The following is a 15,897-nucleotide window of genomic DNA, read 5'->3' as shown; positions in this document are numbered from 1 at the left end:
AAACTTTCTATCTTTGCAAACATAAAACAAATATGAATGGTGATGACTACGCAGGAAATGATTCGACAGATAGCTGAATACTTCAAGACACAACCCGTTCTGAAGGTTTGGATATTCGGCTCGTTCTCACGAGGAGAAGAACGTGAGGATAGCGATGTCGACTTGTTGATTCTGCCTGATAGGTCACAGCATTTCAGCCTTTTCACATTGAGTGGCATGTATGAGGACTTGAAGAATCTCCTTGGTCGCGATGTCGATTTGATAACTGATGGCGGTTTAATGCCCTTCGCCCGTGAAAGTGCCGATCGTGATAAGATTTTAATCTATGAGAGAGCAGCGTAACGACCCAAAGCGCCTGAATGATATCCTCCAGGCTATTGACACGATTTTCCAATATGTGGATAATCGTGATATGGAGTCATTTCTTGCTGACAAGAAATCCTATCATGCAGTTATCTATAACATTATGATTATGGGCGAAGCTGCAAATATGCTAACGTATGAATTTCGTGAATCCCATCCTGATACTGAGTGGAAACAGATTACGAATATGCGTAACTTCCTGATACATGGCTATCATAATGTAGAACCGGATTTGGTCTGGGAAGCCATTTCTGTGGATCTCAAACCTATTCGTGAACACATGGTTAAATATCTGGAAGAATTTAAAGATAATGTATAATTTAAATGTAAAGCGTATGGTAACATAGTAAACTAACACAACAGACATATTGTGAAGCTTCCGCTTTAATTCTTGTTATTCGAAATTCGCCAAAATTCAATAATAGTTCCAAGAGTAAAGTAGATGGTTCGCGCCTGATGGCGTGGGCACTTTCTCGTTTAAGGAACTTGGGCGTTTGGCGATGCCTCGGATAACGTAAGCGTAGTAAATTGCTCACGTTTTTGTATTTATCTAGAAAAGTTTTTTTTTCCTATTATTATAACAATCTATAAGAATCAAATATGAAAAAGTTCAAGTATTTAGTTGTATTTATTCTGACCGCAGTAATAGCTTCATGTAGTAAAAGCGATGATGAAAGAAACGATGTCTTATACGTGGACATTAATGAGGGATTTTATTATTATAACCATATTAACCACGAAGACTTTCCTGATGATAGGCAAAGTCAAATGGGAACAGATCACTTATCTAAAGTAACAAGGTGTTATTGTGGTTTTAAAAGAAATACAGAAGATTTTTATATATGGCTTTGCGATTCTTTTAATATTGTTGGAAAAATAATAATCAATATTCCTATGCAAATTACAGAAGATCAGGGCTTTGGTAATATTGTAACATGTGATCTTATAGGAACACCTCAACCATTTTTTTTATGTAGAGTTAAAAATCTAGAGTTGTATTACTTAAACTTATCATATAATAATAGCAAGAATGATTACTCATATTTGCTGCTACTCAATGGAGAAAAATTATCGGCACAAAAATATAAGGGAAGAATTTATCGGGATAAGAAGGATATCATAGAATGGTATAACAATTCTATATTATATCGTGACGAGTCAGGTGATTATTATATCCTTTCGGATAATGGTAATCTAATATCTGTATTTGAAAGTTCTCTTGTTAGACCCAGTTATTATTTGTTTACTAATGGTAAAGTAATACCTCTAAGTTATAATTCTTATATTACCGTCGCTAATGAAGTAGATCGCCGTGGTAAATACCAAAATGAATTAATCATTGAAATACTTTCTTTGGATAAGGATGATTATATAAGTTTTAACATTCAATCTCCTTTTAATACCACCGAAGATTTTATAGTAAATACTGCTTCTTTACTGGAATCTACGGATTCTTATTATTTGCTAGAATGCCAGTTAATATCATATAGTGGTGAGAAAAAGACAGTAAAGATTAAAATTGTCCCCAAGGAGAATAGTGCTAAGATCGTTGATTGATTTTTAGCGAGTAGTTGTGAGGACTGGCACTTGGGTGTCCTTTAGAGATTAAGGTGATAGATTCTTTGATCTATTCCCGAAAAATGAGATATGAAACGGAAGCATTTGGCTTCCGTTTCATATTGCCTGGTTTTTGAAATTAATCATCTAATCATTTGCTTTTTCTGGAAAATGTGCATCCTCAATATTTAGAATACACACGCCCAACCGAATTTCCGAACGAGTTCCTGCAAGAGATTGCGATCGCGCACAGGAATAGTAACTGATACTGTCTCACGCTGATTGTCACGCTCTGCTATGTTGGCAGAATCAAGGTCGTATTGAGTCTGCATATTCATCCAGATATCAGCAGGTATGCCAAGAACTTTTTCTAAAGCCACTGCAACGTTGAGTGATACACTACGTTTTCCATTGATTGTTTCGCTGATTACTGAGGCTTTGATGCCTGTCTCATGAGCGAGTTGTTTCTGAGTCATGCCACGTTCTTTCAACTCATCCTTAATCATCTCACCAGGATGCGTTGCAACAAATGGAATCGGATTTTTCTTACTCATAATGCTTCGAAATTTCAAATAATAATGCGTTTACTATAATGCCTGTTTCGTCTGGTGAACTATAAAAGAAAAGGCGATATTGGTCATTGATCCAGACGGCATCCACACCATTCAGGTCACCTTTCTTTTTCTCATAGTGGAGCGACTTTATAAGGAAGAGATCTTCAAGTCTGCGAACACCTTTGATGTAGTTGACCACCTTTATATATCGCTTAATGATGTCTTTAGGTAAGCGTTTGTACTGATGATCTTGCGTAGCACCATTGGTGTAGAGTTCCTCTAAAGCCGCATTTTCAAATTCTATATTCATCGTCGTTAATTATACTTGACGGGTGCAAAGATAATAATAAATTCGCAAATAATTCGCATTTTTGCTAATTTTATTTGCTCCCTACGTCATTTCCTGGATATTATTTGGATGGACACTAGAAATTATTCTCTTATTCTTTTCGTATTTTCACCAATGAGAAATTATCTCTAGAAATACTATAATCTTGCCTACATGCCTACATAAATGGACTATAAAGGATTGATATATAATAGGTTAGCAAAATTATAGCCTACATAAAGCCTACATAAAGCCTACATAAAGCCTACATTGTGCCTACATAAAAACGGGGTTTTCTGAGCAAAATAGTGTCTTTTTGTGTTCAAAAGATGTTCTTTTAGAACACAAAAGATGATCTTCTGTCATGCAAGAGCCTATCTTTCGACATTCAAAAGACTATCTTTTGACACACGAAAGACTATCTAAAGTGCTGCGAAGGATAGTCTAAAGGCCAAGGGATGTTACGGATGACTCACCAATTCTCTAGAGAATTGCGGACTTTAGTCCGGGGAAAGTTCCAGAGAGTGACGACTAAACTCATGAATTCTCTAGAGAATTTCAAAGTCCTTAAGGAGCATACTGGGCGTTTAAGTAGCATAAAAGGGAGGTTTAGAGTAACTAAACATGCAGTTTATGTCGCTATAATCGCTAAAAACATGTAGGCTTCATGTAGGCTTTATGTAGGCTTTATGTAGGCTCGTTGTAGGTTATTATGCTCCAAAATGCCTTATTTTAAAGGAAAATCGAAAATTTTTATGTAGGCATGTAGGCTATTTCGAAATTTTTGTGTAATTTTGTAGCCAAAATGAATTAACGGAAATCACAATGAATGTAACATTACTCATTAGAAAAAGGAAAAAGGAGGTGATCAACCGTCTGACACTGGAACAGATGGCTGGCGCCATTAAAAATGCGGTGTTGGACAAGGAAGTGTATAATCTCCGTGGCGTTTACCATCTGATGAAAACGCAACGGCTCGACGACGGACAGATCATCACCAACTGGAAAGGTGGCATCCTGTTGCCGAGGGTGTGCTTCGCTGGTGCGTGGGTCAACCGCAAAGGCACCAAGAAGATGCTCATGTATAACGGTTTGGTGGTGTTGGAGGTGAACAACCTGCCGACCTACGAGAAGGCCGTGGAAATCAGGGAGCTGGCGAAGAAACTGCCAGAGACGCTGATGTGCTTCCTGGGCGGCTCGGGCAAGAGCGTGAAGATTGTGTGCAGAGGTGAGCTGTTTGATGGCGGCCTGCCTGAGGGCGATGCGGCTATCAGCCAGTTCCACTTTAATCTATACAATACGGCGCGCAGGGCTTATCAGAACCAGTTTGGCTTCGACATCGAGTTTTTGGAACCTCGTCTCGACCGTACGGTCTATGTGAGTGCCGACCGAGAGATGGGGTATCATCCTGAGGCGCGCCCATTCCTGGCTGATACCGATCGGCACGATGCGGTGGAGCCAGTGGTGATTACCGATGAGGACGACCGGCTGATGCCTGGGCGCACTGTTACGCGAACCTATCAGCTGAACTGGTCGTTTATCGTCGATCAGGTGTTGGGTCGTTACTTCGACCTGCCGGATGAGGAGAAAGAGGCCACGCTGCTGATGCAGATAGCGTCGATGTGTCTGGATCAGGGCATCCCCAAGGCCCATGCCCAGGGGTTGACGATGCTGCATCCTGTGTTGAACAGGGACAGGATGCTGGTGGAGCATATCTTCCAGACGGTGTATAGTGTGGCTGAGCAGGAGGAGTATCGCAAGACCCACAAGGTGAGGCCCCTGAAGAGCGTGCCCGAAGACACCATCCAGGCCATGCGCACAGAGATATTCCTCAACTCGAACTTCGAGATGCGCAAGAACCTGTTGACGGGTGTGGCCGAGTATCGGGAGAAGTTCAGCGACGACCAGCGGTTCAAGCCTCTGACAGACGAGGTGCGCAACGATATGACGCTGAGGGCCACGGAGTTAGGACTGAAGTCGTGGGATAGGGACGTGAACCGTTTCATCGACTCCACGCGCATCGAACAGTATGACCCAGTGAACACCTGGCTCGACAAGTTGCCACAGTGGGACGGGAATGACCGTATCGCAGCACTCGCCAAGCGCGTGCCTACCTCACAGCCCCATTGGGAGAAGTACCTGAGATACTGGCTCGTGGGCATGGTGGCCCAGTGGCGTGAGAGCGATAAGCAGCTGACTGGCAATGCGTTGACGCCGTTGCTGATTGGTCGCCAGGGTTGTGGTAAGACTCGTTTCTGCAAGATTATTCTGCCTCCAGAACTGAGAGATTATTACAACGACAAGTTGAACTTCAAGAACGAGTTCGACCTGAACATCGCCCTGACCTCGTTTGCGCTGATTAATATCGACGAGTTCGACAAGACCACCAACTCGCAGCAGATCGTCTTGAAATATCTCTTGTCGTCGAGCGATGTGAAATTCCGTCCGCCATACGGCAAGACCATCCGATTCTATCGCCGCTACACCTCGTTTATCGGCACTACCAACCAGCTGAAGCCTCTGGTGGATCCCACTGGTTCGCGAAGGTTTGTCTGTGTGGGTGTCGATGGGAACATCGATTTCACCGATAATCTGAACCATCGCCAGCTCTTTGCCCAGGCCCTATACCTCTTTAATAAAGGAGAGCGCTTCTGGTTGGAAGATGACGAGATCCGGGAGCTGATCAGGGAAAACGAACCCTATCAGCACCTGAACGACCTGGTGGAGATGATCGGCGAGACGTTCCGCAGTCCGAAGGACACAGAACAGGGCCAATGGTGGAGCCTGGGCGATATCAGCAAGCTGCTGGCCTCGCGCTACCAGAACTTCGACCCTGAGACCCCGTTCCAGAAGATAGGCAACGCCCTGAACGATGTTCAGTTCAACTTCACGAGCAAACGCAAGACCAAACACATGGAATATTGGCTGGTAGAGAAATGATTACAAAGGAGATGAAAGTAGAGCTATGGCTGTTGGCACTCTGTGTCGTCATAGCGATTTTGATAGGTTGTTCGGAAGAGAGAGCCAAGCCTATAGACCCTGAGCGACAGCGTATAGAGCACATCAACAAGATCGACTCCACAACGCTTCGAACGGTACTCAATCCAGACACGATTGCGGGTGCCGAGAAGTTGGAAGCCCTCACGGCAGAGTTCTGGATGCTCCTCGAGGACTCTACGGGGCTGGTGATCAGTGAGAGGAATGCCGACTCGACTGCCTGCATGGCCTCGATCACCAAGATGATGACCTGCTTGTTGGCTGTTGAGAACGGCAATCTGAACGATACGGTCCAGATTACGCAAGACGTGTTTGTGGCCAAGGACTCGAGGGTGAGGCTGGGCGATGGCTACGTGATGCGTGACCTGATCGACGAGATGATGCTGGTGAGCGACAATGATGCCGCCTATGCCCTGGCGAAACATATCGGTGGCGACACGCTGAAGTTCTGTGAGATGATGAACGACAAGGCAATCTCTATAGGGTTGGGCCACACCCATTTCGTCAATCCGAACGGTATGCCCAACCTCGATAATTACAGCACAGCCTGCGATCTGGTCAAACTATCGCGCTATTGCATGCGAGACAGCCTGTTTGCCCAGATTGTGGGAACGCAGGAGAAGGATATCCCTCTGACAGACGGGCGGCACATGCCTTGCAGAAACACCAATGCCCTGCTGACAACCTATGAAGGGTGTCTTGGCATCAAGACTGGCTTTACCCGTCAGGCAGGCAACTGTCTGGCCTCGGTAGCCACACGCGATGGTGTCACCCTCTATCTGGTGTTGCTCAATAGCCGTAGCATGTCGACGCGCTTCACAGAGTCGGCCATCCTTCTCGACTATGGTTTCGAGGTGATGAAGGCTTACCGCAGGTCAACGCTCGGTGGCGGCAGCCTCAAGTAGCTGATTGTAGTCTGATGTGGCATGACAGACAGGATTGATGGTACTACCAGCAATCTTGCCTTGTATGACATCGCTGTTCCAATGATAACGGCTGATGGTTCTTGATAAGGCAAAATCGTTGGCTGCCCTCATGATCAAATCAGCTTTCAGGGGATAGAGCTCTATCAATGACATGGCAACAGACCATATCGCTGAAGAATGGCCGCTTGGATAGGAGTTTGCATACAACTGGTCTTTGGCCCAACTTTCAAAATCCGCTTCAGATTTTATCTCTGGAGAAGTCCAGTTGCCGTTCTCATCACAATAATACTTCTCGACACCATCAGCTTCATATGTTTCCTTATGTCCGTCATTGTCCTCAATCACAAAATTAGACAAGACATTAAGTCTGTCGTCGGTGTACGACTTGCGCACTCCCTCGAAGCTTTCAGAGCATCCCGGCCTTAACCTGCCATATTCATATGGCCCAACGGAATAGTCGGTGTGCTGAAGGATGCCTCTTGCCGAACTGCCTGCATCACGTATAAGTAAGAAAAATGATGCCATCTTTCCTTCGGGGTTGATGGTGGTACCAATGGTTGACTGTCCAAAAACAGCATTGAAATCATACATACCTCCAATGTTCCGTTTGTCAGTGCCGAAGATATGGCGAATGCCACCTTCTTCGTCAGCGATGGCCTGAACGGCCCTCTTGTCTGGCAAGTTGTATTTCTCAACAATGTGGTTATAGATATCCATGTCAACCTTCAGACAACCATTGGGAAGTTTCTCGTCGGGGAAGGTCGGGTTGTTGTCGTCACGGTATTGGTGGTCGGGGGCATAAGGGCCAGGGGCACTTGCCAGGAACATGCGCAAGTCTACATAGAAACCATCATTGGTGACGTGGGTGCGCGATTCCTGGTTGAGAACCTCGGCCAGGGTGCCGGCGTACTTGCTGCCACCTACTTCTGCCCTCATCACATCCGTATTTGGTTTCAGGATACTGTGCAAGGCTGCGTAGACGGCACTCGCAACAAGTCTTGCCACATTGGGGTCTCCCTTGAAGGGATAGCCGTAGATGGGCTTATACATCGTAAAACCGCCCGCTTCATATCCTGCCCGATAGAACTGATTGCGTTTGGAAGGACAGAGCTCGGACAACTGCATGGCACTCAGCCAGCCAATCATGGTCTTGAAGAGTGCAACGCTATCGGTCTTGTTGCCCGTATAGTAATCGTAAACTGTCGGGAAGTTCTTCTCCTTATACAGCAAAGGCAGTCCCACGTTGCTCCTGCCCCTTACCTGGGCCACTGCCTCTTCAGACAATGCCAGCAGATAGGCATAGGTGTCGCTGCTCCTTTTTATCTGAATGGATTGACTGAAACCATCCTTTAGCACAGCGTCAAGAAGTAGGCTGACCTCTGTCTCAGGAGGTCCGTCTGGGCCATCCGAACCTTGTTTGTCGCATGATACGAAGACGAAAAACAATATCAGTATAAGAATAATTCTCCCTTTTTTGACTACTTTCATGATCCAATTGTTATGTATTTTGCTGCAAAGATACGATTATCTATCCAAATAGCCATAAGAATATGGAAGGGATAAAGTTAAAAAGGATTAATTTCTCCATCAGATACCAGAATATTTTGTATATTTGCAATTAATTACTCCTAACACTCGTATGCATCGACGAATTCTTTTTTTGATTAGCCTTTTGCTATTATCTGTCCCCATGTGCGCAGAAGGTGATTTGCCCATCATCGAGATGAAGGCTGACAGGACGATGATTTATCCTCAGCGACTGGAGCTGGCAGGGGAGGAGACACTTATGGATATCTTCCAGATGGTGCCCGACCTGATGATTGCCGGTTATGAGGATCTCATCTCCAATTACAACCTCCGCATCGACAACTGTCCGGTGAATGGCGATACCAGACTGATTTTGAGTCAGATGAAAGCCAAGGATATCAAACGGATTCAGGTTTGCGACAATACGGGTGTGGCGAAGGGAACCATTGGAATGGGTAGGGTGTTGGATATAGAAATGAAGATGCCTGAGAAGCTGAAGGGGTTCGTGGAAGGACAAGGTGACTTCGGGAAGGATGTGCAGGGCATCGGCTCCGTGAATGCGCTATACGGCAGTCGGCATACCGATCTCTATGCCAACGCCTCATATCGTCATAACGACGGGAATGAGGAGTATCTGACACTTCACATGACAAACCGCTTTGACAACAGGAACAGACTGTTGACCTATTTCACGCAGCAGTTTCTTGACCATCCTTCAGGGACATCGCGTAAACTCATGGGCAGAGCGCGCTTTTTCCACATCTTTAATGATATAGGAACAGAACTGCTTCTCGTGGGTGGTTATCAGTATGCCAGCGATCCGATTATCTCCAACAAACTGCCAATGTGTTCCGTTGAACTGAATACACCTTTCCTGACCAAACGGCTGTCCATGATGCTGGGTTATGAGAGTGATTTCCTGATGACCAGGCAGGAGGATACGGACAGAAACTGGGATGTATTCAACCATGACCTCTATCTGCAGTTTACCTATGCCTTACCTCAGTGGAAGTTTACGGCTGGTGGTCGTGTGATGTTCTATAACTACAAAATGAAGGATGTAGGAACCACCCAGAAGTATAACGACACCCGTACCAATGCGAATGCATGCGTCATCTATGTTCCTGACAACCGCAATCAGATCCAGTTGGGCTATTATCGCAAATACTCTAATCCTGTCTATTCAATTCTCTTTATGGATGCCGGGACCATATCTGAGGAGGAATGGGCGATGACGAAGGGACAACTGGAGGAACAGACCATCAACCAGATGAAACTGGCTTATGCCTATAGCAGGCAGAAACTGACGGTGCAGACGGAGGCGAGCTATTATGTCATTGAAGATGGTGAGAATTTCACGCAACTGGGTGCATCTGCCTATTGGAAGAAGGACTGGCTGAGTATCTCTGGCGGCGCTAACCTCTATATTGCTGAGAGCAGAACCTATGCCGCATTCCGGTTGGCACCCCATGCTGATCTTCCTCATGCATGGCAGATAGGCTTGCAGTTGGTGTATTACACCAAGGAATCACCAAGACGTGAGTTGACAGGTGAACCAGTGTATGGTTGTCTGTCTGTGAACAAGCAATTTGGAAAGAGATGGAATTTGGGCGTGGATTGGCATGATATGTTTGATGCCGTCTGTAGTGATGTGGCAGTAAACAGACATGCCGCCAATATAAAGTTGCAGTATAGATTCTAACGATAAAAAGAAAGTGGGTATGACAAATGTTGAACTAGACATGATACAAACGGCTGGCATTGGTGCCTTGGCGCTCCTTGTCGGTATGATCTTAACGAGAAAGGTTGCTTTCCTCCAGAAATTCTGTGTGCCGTCGCCAGTAAGCGGAGGTATCATCTTCTCATTGATAACCTTGATACTATATGGTTGGTTCGATATAGAGGTGTCGTTTGATGGCACGTTGAAGGATGTGTTTATGCTGGCGTTCTTTACCAGCGTTGGTTTCCAAAGCGACCTGAAAGTCATCAAGCAAGGTGGTAAACTGCTGATCATCATGCTGGTCCTGTTGGTCGTTATCATTGCCATGCAGAACATCATGCCATTGGGCATTACCCGCCTCATGGGGGTTGATCCTCTGATAGGTATGGCAGCCGGTAGTATATCCATGACTGGCGGACATGGTACCGCAGGCGGATTTGCAAGCGTGCTCGAAGGCTTGGGCCTGCAGGGCGCAGGAACGATCGGTATGGCAGCAGCTACCTTTGGCCTGATATCCGGCTCTATGATTGGCGGTCCATTGGCAGAGCGGATTATCCGCAAGAAACTGACGCATGAACAGATGCAGCCACAAGATGAGGATATTGATCCGGCCATGGCTGGTATCGAGAGTGATGAGGCTTCTCCCACAGGTCGTACAAAGCGTATCAGTACGAACGAACAGGAGTTCCAGCAGTATGCGAAGGCTTCTTATTGCATTATCCTCGTCATGGGTGGCGGCACTTTGTTGAGTTGGCTGTTTGCAAAGACAGGTGTTACGTTCCCCACCTATTTCGGTGCTTTGATCTTAGCCGCCATTGTCCGTAACACCATCGGATTCGTCAGTTACAAAGATGAAGGTAAATGGGAGAAGGCAGAAAAACTGCTTGACATGGAGCGAATCATCAGTGTAGGTAACATCTGTCTGTCTCTGTTCCTCGGTATGGCCATGATCTCCCTGAAACTTTGGGAACTTCAGAGTCTGGCCCTTCCATTGATTGTCATCCTGGCATCTCAGGTACTGCTGATGGCACTCTTTGCATACTTCCTGGCATTCCCCCTGTTAGGGCGTGATTACGATGCAGCCGTCCTGTGTGCAGGACTCTGCGGTTTCGGTCTGGGTGCCACTCCCAATGCCATGGCCAACATGAGTGCCGTCTGCTATAAATACCGCTATACCGTCAAGCCTTTCCTCATCGTTCCGATCATTGGTGCCATGTTCGCCGATCTGATCAATACAGGAATGATCACCCTCTTCCTCAATTTCCTGTAAGGCAAGGTGCCCATGGAAAGACAGATAAATAAAATCGTGCAGACCACTATTGGCCCGCACGATTTCTAATATGTATTACAATCTTACTTCACCTCCTCAAAGTCGGCGTCCTGGATGTCCTCTGACTTCGGGCCTTCCTGCTGAGCCTGCTGCTGACCACCCTGATAGGTGTCGCCACCAGGCTGACCTGCTGCACCACTCTGCTGGTACATCTGGGCAGAAGCGGTCTGCCAAGCCTGATTGAGGGCTGCGATGGCACTGTCGATAGCTGCAACATCACCAGCCTTGTGGGCATCCTTCAACTGCTGGAGGGCCTGTTCGATAGCGGGCTTGTGCTGTGCGGGAATCTTGTCACCAAGTTCGTTCAGCTGGTTCTCGGTCTGGAAGATCATAGAGTCAGCCTGATTCAGCTTGTCAACACGCTCGCGCTCCTTCTTATCGTTCTCAGCATTCTGCTCAGCCTCGGCCTTCATGCGGTTGATCTCGTCCTGTGACAGACCAGACGAAGCCTCGATGCGGATGGCCTGCTCCTTACCTGTAGCCTTATCCTTGGCAGAAACCTTCAGGATACCATTGGCATCGATGTCGAAGGTTACCTCAATCTGAGGAATACCACGACGGGCAGGAGCGATACCTGTCAGATTGAACTGACCAATACTCTTGTTCTGTGCAGCCATTGGGCGCTCACCCTGCAGCACGTGGATGGTTACCTCCGTCTGATTATCAGCAGCGGTAGAGAAGGTCTCACTCTTCTTGCAAGGAATGGTTGTGTTGGCCTCGATCAACTTGGTCATCACACCACCCATGGTCTCGATACCCAGTGTCAGCGGAGTAACATCGAGCAGAACGATGTCGCCTACACCACCTTCCTTGTTCAGGATAGCACCCTGAATAGAAGCACCTACGGCCACCACCTCATCGGGGTTCACACCCTTTGAAGGCTCCTTGCCGAAGTAGTTCTTTACGAGTGTCTGCACAGCAGGAATACGGCTAGAACCACCTACGAGGATGACCTCGTCGATATCGGCCGTTGTCAGGTGGGCATCAGCGATAGCCTTCTGACAAGGAGCCAGACAAGCCTGGATCAGCTCGTGAGCCAGCTGCTCGAACTTAGCACGTGTCAGAGTCTTCACCAAGTGCTTAGGTACACCTGCTACAGGCATGATGTAAGGCAGGTTAATCTCAGTAGAGGTGCTTGAAGACAACTCGATCTTAGCCTTCTCGGCAGCCTCCTTCAGACGCTGCATAGCCATAGGATCGGCCTTCAGGTCGGCACCCTCATCGTTCTTGAACTCCTGTACGAGCCAGTCGATGATCACCTGGTCGAAGTCATCACCACCGAGGTGGGTATCACCATTGGTAGAGAGCACCTCGAACACACCGCCACCAAACTCCAGGATAGAGATATCGAATGTACCACCACCCAGGTCGAACACGGCAATCTTCATATCCTTGTTGGCCTTATCCACACCGTAAGCCAGAGCTGCGGCTGTAGGCTCGTTTACGATACGCTTCACATCCAGACCGGCAATCTGACCAGCCTCCTTGGTAGCCTGACGCTGAGAGTCAGAGAAGTAAGCAGGTACAGTGATCACTGCCTCTGTCACCTCCTGTCCGAGATAGTCCTCGGCGGTCTTCTTCATCTTCTGAAGCACCATGGCAGAAATCTCCTGCGGGGTGTACTTACGACCATTGATGTCTACACGGGGATAACCACCCTCATTCACTACAGAATAAGGTACGCGAGCAATCTCCTTCTCGGTCTGCTGCCAGTTCTCACCCATGAAACGCTTGATAGAATAAACGGTGTTCTTCGGGTTGGTGATAGCCTGACGCTTGGCAGGATCACCGATCTTGCGCTCACCATTCTCAACGAAACCAACGACAGAAGGTGTTGTACGCTTACCCTCACTGTTGGCAATTACTACAGGCTCGTTACCTTCGAATACGGCAACACAGCTGTTCGTAGTTCCTAAGTCAATTCCAATAATCTTTCCCATAATTCTTATTTTTTATATTAGTTTATACTCAATTTGACACAATTTTGATAGCAAAGCATGTGCCAAAATGTCTTTTTTGAAGAAAAATGTTTCTTGTCGCGTCATTTTGGCACATAAAATTTGGTATTTCAATGGATTTACGCTATCTTTGCAGTCAGAATTCTAAATAAAAACTATCGATAGTTATGAAAAGAATGGTTTGTACAGCCTTTATGGCTCTTGTCTTTTTGGCAGTATCTGCTCAGGAGAATCCGTATATCGTGAAGACCCGTGGCGCTAAGAAGAGTGCGGTGACCCAGATGGCCGACGAGTTGGCAGAAGCCCAGCAGGAAGCTGAGGATGCTAAGGATTTCATCGGTCAGAACTTCAAGTATTACAGTCTTTGTGACTGGAAAGAGGGTATGAAGTTCATGGTGATGCCGGAGAAGTATGATCTGGTGGTGAAAACGTTTACCGATGCCGCTACTGGCAAGGAGGTGAGTAGTATGCCCCTGAAGTACAAGATTATGGTCTATAAGGGCCACCATGAGAGTACTGACGGTCATTCGAGAATTGATTTCGAATGTCAGGACAATGGGAAGAAGTATTTCTATGAGATCCCTTATGGTTCTTTCGAGGATTATTGTTATCAGAAGACAGGTGTGCCCACACTGGCCTATCTGGGGGATGTGGATATCGCCCGTGAAAAGCTGATGGGTAAGACGCTCTACACCAAAACGCAGTTGTATCGTGTGGACACGGAGTATGATGGCGAAGGCTTCCAGAATGTGCTTGTCGACAAGGACATGGAAGTGAAGGTGACTGCAGTAGGTGTTGGCTCGCGCCATTATCCTGTCAAGATTATCGTTGAGGATAAGGATGGTAATGAGTTCTATCAGAACGTGGCTATCTCGAAGACGAATAGTGGTATGCGTGATGATGAGTTCATCATGGACGAGGCCAAATATCTCTTCAACAATTCATTCGAGTTGGTTGACGATATTATGGGCATCAACAGCTATAACTATCGTGTATATATAGGTAAGGTGATCCACACGAAGTATCCCACGAAGATGCTGAATGAGGTTTCCAAGAAACTTCAGCCTATTCCACGTCTGACAGAATATCAGATTGAGGCTATCAATCCGCATAAGAACGATGAGAAGGCAACGATTAAGTTGAAGAGTACGATTCTGGGAACTTATTTCTATACGGATGTGGTACTTGACCAGCAGAATGCTGATAATCAGGAAGACTACTTTGGCTATGTCTTCGCTCCTGGTCCTGGTAAGAAGATTCAGACTACCGAGGGTAGTCGTGCGATGATTCGTGCTGGTCACGTCGGTATTGGCTTCTCTGAGGATGAGGTGATGCTGGCAGCAGGTGAGCCTGACAAGGTGGATTATGGGCAGAATGGTCAGTATACATGGACCTACAACCGTTCGAACAATAAGTTGCTGTTTGTACACTTCGATGGTACTGGCACAGTGACGAAGACCACCGTCGGTGATGCTCCTGGTGCTAAGAAGGCTACTAAAAAGCGTTCGGCAACCAAGAGCAAGAATGCAACCCCGATTCAAAATTAGAATACAAAATAAGAACCCCAGCCAAACGGCTGGGGTTCTTATTTATCCTTTATCGGCAATGGCCTGCATGATCTTGGCCTCCAGTTCCTCGCACAACTCAGGGTTGTCCTTCAACAGAGCCTTGGTGCCGTCGCGACCTTGTGCCAGTTTCGAGTCTCCGTAAGAGAACCACGATCCACTCTTCTTGATGATGTCGTACTCCACACCGAGATCCACAATCTCTCCAATCTTTGAGATACCCTCACCGAAGGTGATTTCAAACTCTGCCTTGCGGAAGGGAGGAGCCACCTTGTTCTTTACAATCTTCACACGTACCTGGTTACCGATGGGCTGGTCACCGTCTTTCAAGGTGGTCACCTTACGGATGTCCAGACGGACGGAAGCATAGAACTTCAGGGCATTACCACCTGTCGTGGTCTCTGGATTACCGAACATCACACCGATCTTCTCTCTCAACTGGTTGATGAAGATACAGGTGGTATTGGTCTTCGAGATGGTAGAGGTGAGCTTGCGCAGGGCCTGACTCATCAGACGTGCCTGCAGACCAACGGCAGAATCGCCCATGTCACCCTCAATCTCTTTCTTTGGCGTCAGGGCTGCCACGGAGTCGATGATGATGATGTCGATGGCACTTGAACGGATCAGCTGGTCGGCAATCTCCAAGGCCTGCTCTCCGTTGTCAGGCTGCGAGATATACAGGTTGTCGATATCCACACCCAACTTCTCTGCATAGAAACGGTCGAAGGCATGCTCTGCATCAATGAAAGCGGCGATACCACCGGCTTTCTGACACTCGGCAATGGCATGGATAGCCAACGTGGTCTTACCTGATGACTCCGGACCATAGATCTCTATGATACGTCCCTTAGGATAACCGCCTACACCCAGTGCGGCATTCAGGCCGATACTACCCGTTGGGATGACTTCCACATTCTCAATCTGCTCCTCACCCATACGCATAATGGAGCCTTTGCCGTAATCTTTCTCAATCTTGGCCATTGCAGCCTGCAAGGCCTTCAGCTTCTGCTGTTGCGGAGTCAACTGCTCCGCACTTTCTTCTTTCTTTGCCATAGCTTTTAGAAATTTAAGA

The 15,897-nt window shown here is 46.8% G+C and carries 13 protein-coding genes; 8 read left to right on the top strand and 5 right to left on the bottom strand.

Annotated features, from left to right (window positions below; all coding sequences use genetic code 11):
- Positions 1 to 57 precede the first annotated feature (57 nt).
- The 3 genes from BMY16_RS02450 (at position 58) to BMY16_RS02440 (ending at position 1,920) form a co-directional block, all read left to right on the top strand.
- Entirely contained in the window at positions 58 to 342 is a 285-nt protein-coding gene (locus BMY16_RS02450; protein WP_244512823.1) for a nucleotidyltransferase family protein, read from the top strand.
- Positions 326 to 682: a HepT-like ribonuclease domain-containing protein gene (locus BMY16_RS02445; RefSeq protein ID WP_091839575.1), complete on the top strand. Its 357-nt coding sequence runs from the start codon at positions 326 to 328 to the stop codon at positions 680 to 682. The genes BMY16_RS02450 and BMY16_RS02445 overlap by 17 nt, the downstream gene beginning before the upstream one ends.
- 281 nt (positions 683 to 963) lie before the next feature.
- Positions 964 to 1,920, top strand: a complete 957-nt coding sequence (locus BMY16_RS02440) for a hypothetical protein (protein ID WP_091839572.1) — start codon at positions 964 to 966, stop codon at positions 1,918 to 1,920.
- A gap of 188 nt (positions 1,921 to 2,108) precedes the next feature.
- Here BMY16_RS02440 and BMY16_RS02435 read toward each other — a convergent pair whose 3' ends face one another.
- Together BMY16_RS02435 and BMY16_RS02430 are read right to left on the bottom strand one after the other, a co-directional pair.
- Entirely contained in the window at positions 2,109 to 2,474 is a 366-nt protein-coding gene (locus BMY16_RS02435) for a HigA family addiction module antitoxin (RefSeq protein ID WP_091839569.1), read from the bottom strand.
- On the bottom strand, positions 2,467 to 2,784 hold the full coding sequence (locus BMY16_RS02430; protein ID WP_091839567.1) for a type II toxin-antitoxin system RelE/ParE family toxin: 318 nt from the start codon (positions 2,782 to 2,784) through the stop codon (positions 2,467 to 2,469). The genes BMY16_RS02435 and BMY16_RS02430 overlap by 8 nt, the downstream gene beginning before the upstream one ends.
- Positions 2,785 to 3,627: 843 nt before the next feature.
- Here BMY16_RS02430 and BMY16_RS02425 point away from each other — a divergent pair.
- Both BMY16_RS02425 and BMY16_RS02420 read left to right on the top strand, forming a co-directional pair.
- Positions 3,628 to 5,742, top strand: a complete 2,115-nt coding sequence (locus tag BMY16_RS02425) for a virulence-associated E family protein (protein WP_091839564.1) — start codon at positions 3,628 to 3,630, stop codon at positions 5,740 to 5,742.
- Complete coding sequence (locus tag BMY16_RS02420; RefSeq protein ID WP_091839561.1) at positions 5,739 to 6,704, top strand: D-alanyl-D-alanine carboxypeptidase family protein; 966 nt, start codon at positions 5,739 to 5,741, stop codon at positions 6,702 to 6,704. The genes BMY16_RS02425 and BMY16_RS02420 overlap by 4 nt, the downstream gene beginning before the upstream one ends.
- Here the strand turns inward: BMY16_RS02420 and BMY16_RS02415 are convergent.
- Positions 6,675 to 8,213, bottom strand: coding sequence for a phosphatase PAP2 family protein (locus BMY16_RS02415; RefSeq protein ID WP_091839559.1), 1,539 nt, complete (start codon positions 8,211 to 8,213; stop codon positions 6,675 to 6,677). The two genes, BMY16_RS02420 and BMY16_RS02415, sit on opposite strands and share 30 nt — an antisense overlap.
- A gap of 202 nt (positions 8,214 to 8,415) precedes the next feature.
- Here BMY16_RS02415 and BMY16_RS02410 point away from each other — a divergent pair, with 202 nt between their 5' ends.
- Together BMY16_RS02410 and gltS are read left to right on the top strand one after the other, a co-directional pair.
- Positions 8,416 to 9,954, top strand: coding sequence for a TonB-dependent receptor (locus tag BMY16_RS02410; protein WP_091839555.1), 1,539 nt, complete (start codon positions 8,416 to 8,418; stop codon positions 9,952 to 9,954).
- 19 nt (positions 9,955 to 9,973) lie between these two features.
- A complete protein-coding gene (gene gltS, locus BMY16_RS02405) occupies positions 9,974 to 11,242 on the top strand; it encodes a sodium/glutamate symporter (protein WP_091839554.1) in 1,269 nt (422 codons plus the stop codon).
- An 83-nt stretch (positions 11,243 to 11,325) separates the two neighbouring features.
- Here the strand turns inward: gltS and dnaK are convergent, their stop codons facing one another.
- Positions 11,326 to 13,242 (bottom strand): molecular chaperone DnaK, encoded by a 1,917-nt coding sequence (gene dnaK / locus BMY16_RS02400; protein WP_091839552.1) that lies wholly within the window; start codon positions 13,240 to 13,242, stop codon positions 11,326 to 11,328.
- 185 nt (positions 13,243 to 13,427) lie between these two features.
- On the opposite strand from dnaK, the gene BMY16_RS02395 reads away from it, so the two are divergent.
- Entirely contained in the window at positions 13,428 to 14,807 is a 1,380-nt protein-coding gene (locus tag BMY16_RS02395; RefSeq protein ID WP_091839550.1) for a hypothetical protein, read from the top strand.
- 42 nt (positions 14,808 to 14,849) lie between these two features.
- Here BMY16_RS02395 and recA read toward each other — a convergent pair whose 3' ends face one another.
- Positions 14,850 to 15,878, bottom strand: a complete 1,029-nt coding sequence (recA, locus tag BMY16_RS02390; RefSeq protein ID WP_091839547.1) for a recombinase RecA — start codon at positions 15,876 to 15,878, stop codon at positions 14,850 to 14,852.
- Positions 15,879 to 15,897 lie beyond the last annotated feature (19 nt).

Source organism: Prevotella sp. ne3005 (assembly GCF_900110085.1).
GTDB lineage: Bacteria > Bacteroidota > Bacteroidia > Bacteroidales > Bacteroidaceae > Prevotella.
Note: the sequence above shows the minus strand (reverse complement) of the source record. Positions and strands in the feature narration are given on the sequence as shown.

Bases quoted from the DNA above. Each gene is read 5' to 3' on its own strand.
- gltS (WP_091839554.1), top strand. From the start codon at position 9,974: ATGACAAATGTTGAACTAGACATGATACAAACGGCTGGCATTGGTGCC.
- dnaK (WP_091839552.1), bottom strand. From the start codon at position 13,242: ATGGGAAAGATTATTGGAATTGACTTAGGAACTACGAACAGCTGTGTT.
- BMY16_RS02440 (WP_091839572.1), top strand. From the start codon at position 964: ATGAAAAAGTTCAAGTATTTAGTTGTATTTATTCTGACCGCAGTAATA.
- BMY16_RS02450 (WP_244512823.1), top strand. From the start codon at position 58: ATGATTCGACAGATAGCTGAATACTTCAAGACACAACCCGTTCTGAAG.
- BMY16_RS02435 (WP_091839569.1), bottom strand. From the start codon at position 2,474: ATGAGTAAGAAAAATCCGATTCCATTTGTTGCAACGCATCCTGGTGAG.
- BMY16_RS02410 (WP_091839555.1), top strand. From the start codon at position 8,416: ATGTGCGCAGAAGGTGATTTGCCCATCATCGAGATGAAGGCTGACAGG.
- BMY16_RS02430 (WP_091839567.1), bottom strand. From the start codon at position 2,784: ATGAATATAGAATTTGAAAATGCGGCTTTAGAGGAACTCTACACCAAT.
- BMY16_RS02425 (WP_091839564.1), top strand. From the start codon at position 3,628: ATGAATGTAACATTACTCATTAGAAAAAGGAAAAAGGAGGTGATCAAC.
- BMY16_RS02445 (WP_091839575.1), top strand. From the start codon at position 326: ATGAGAGAGCAGCGTAACGACCCAAAGCGCCTGAATGATATCCTCCAG.
- BMY16_RS02415 (WP_091839559.1), bottom strand. From the start codon at position 8,213: ATGAAAGTAGTCAAAAAAGGGAGAATTATTCTTATACTGATATTGTTT.
- recA (WP_091839547.1), bottom strand. From the start codon at position 15,878: ATGGCAAAGAAAGAAGAAAGTGCGGAGCAGTTGACTCCGCAACAGCAG.
- BMY16_RS02420 (WP_091839561.1), top strand. From the start codon at position 5,739: ATGATTACAAAGGAGATGAAAGTAGAGCTATGGCTGTTGGCACTCTGT.
- BMY16_RS02395 (WP_091839550.1), top strand. From the start codon at position 13,428: ATGAAAAGAATGGTTTGTACAGCCTTTATGGCTCTTGTCTTTTTGGCA.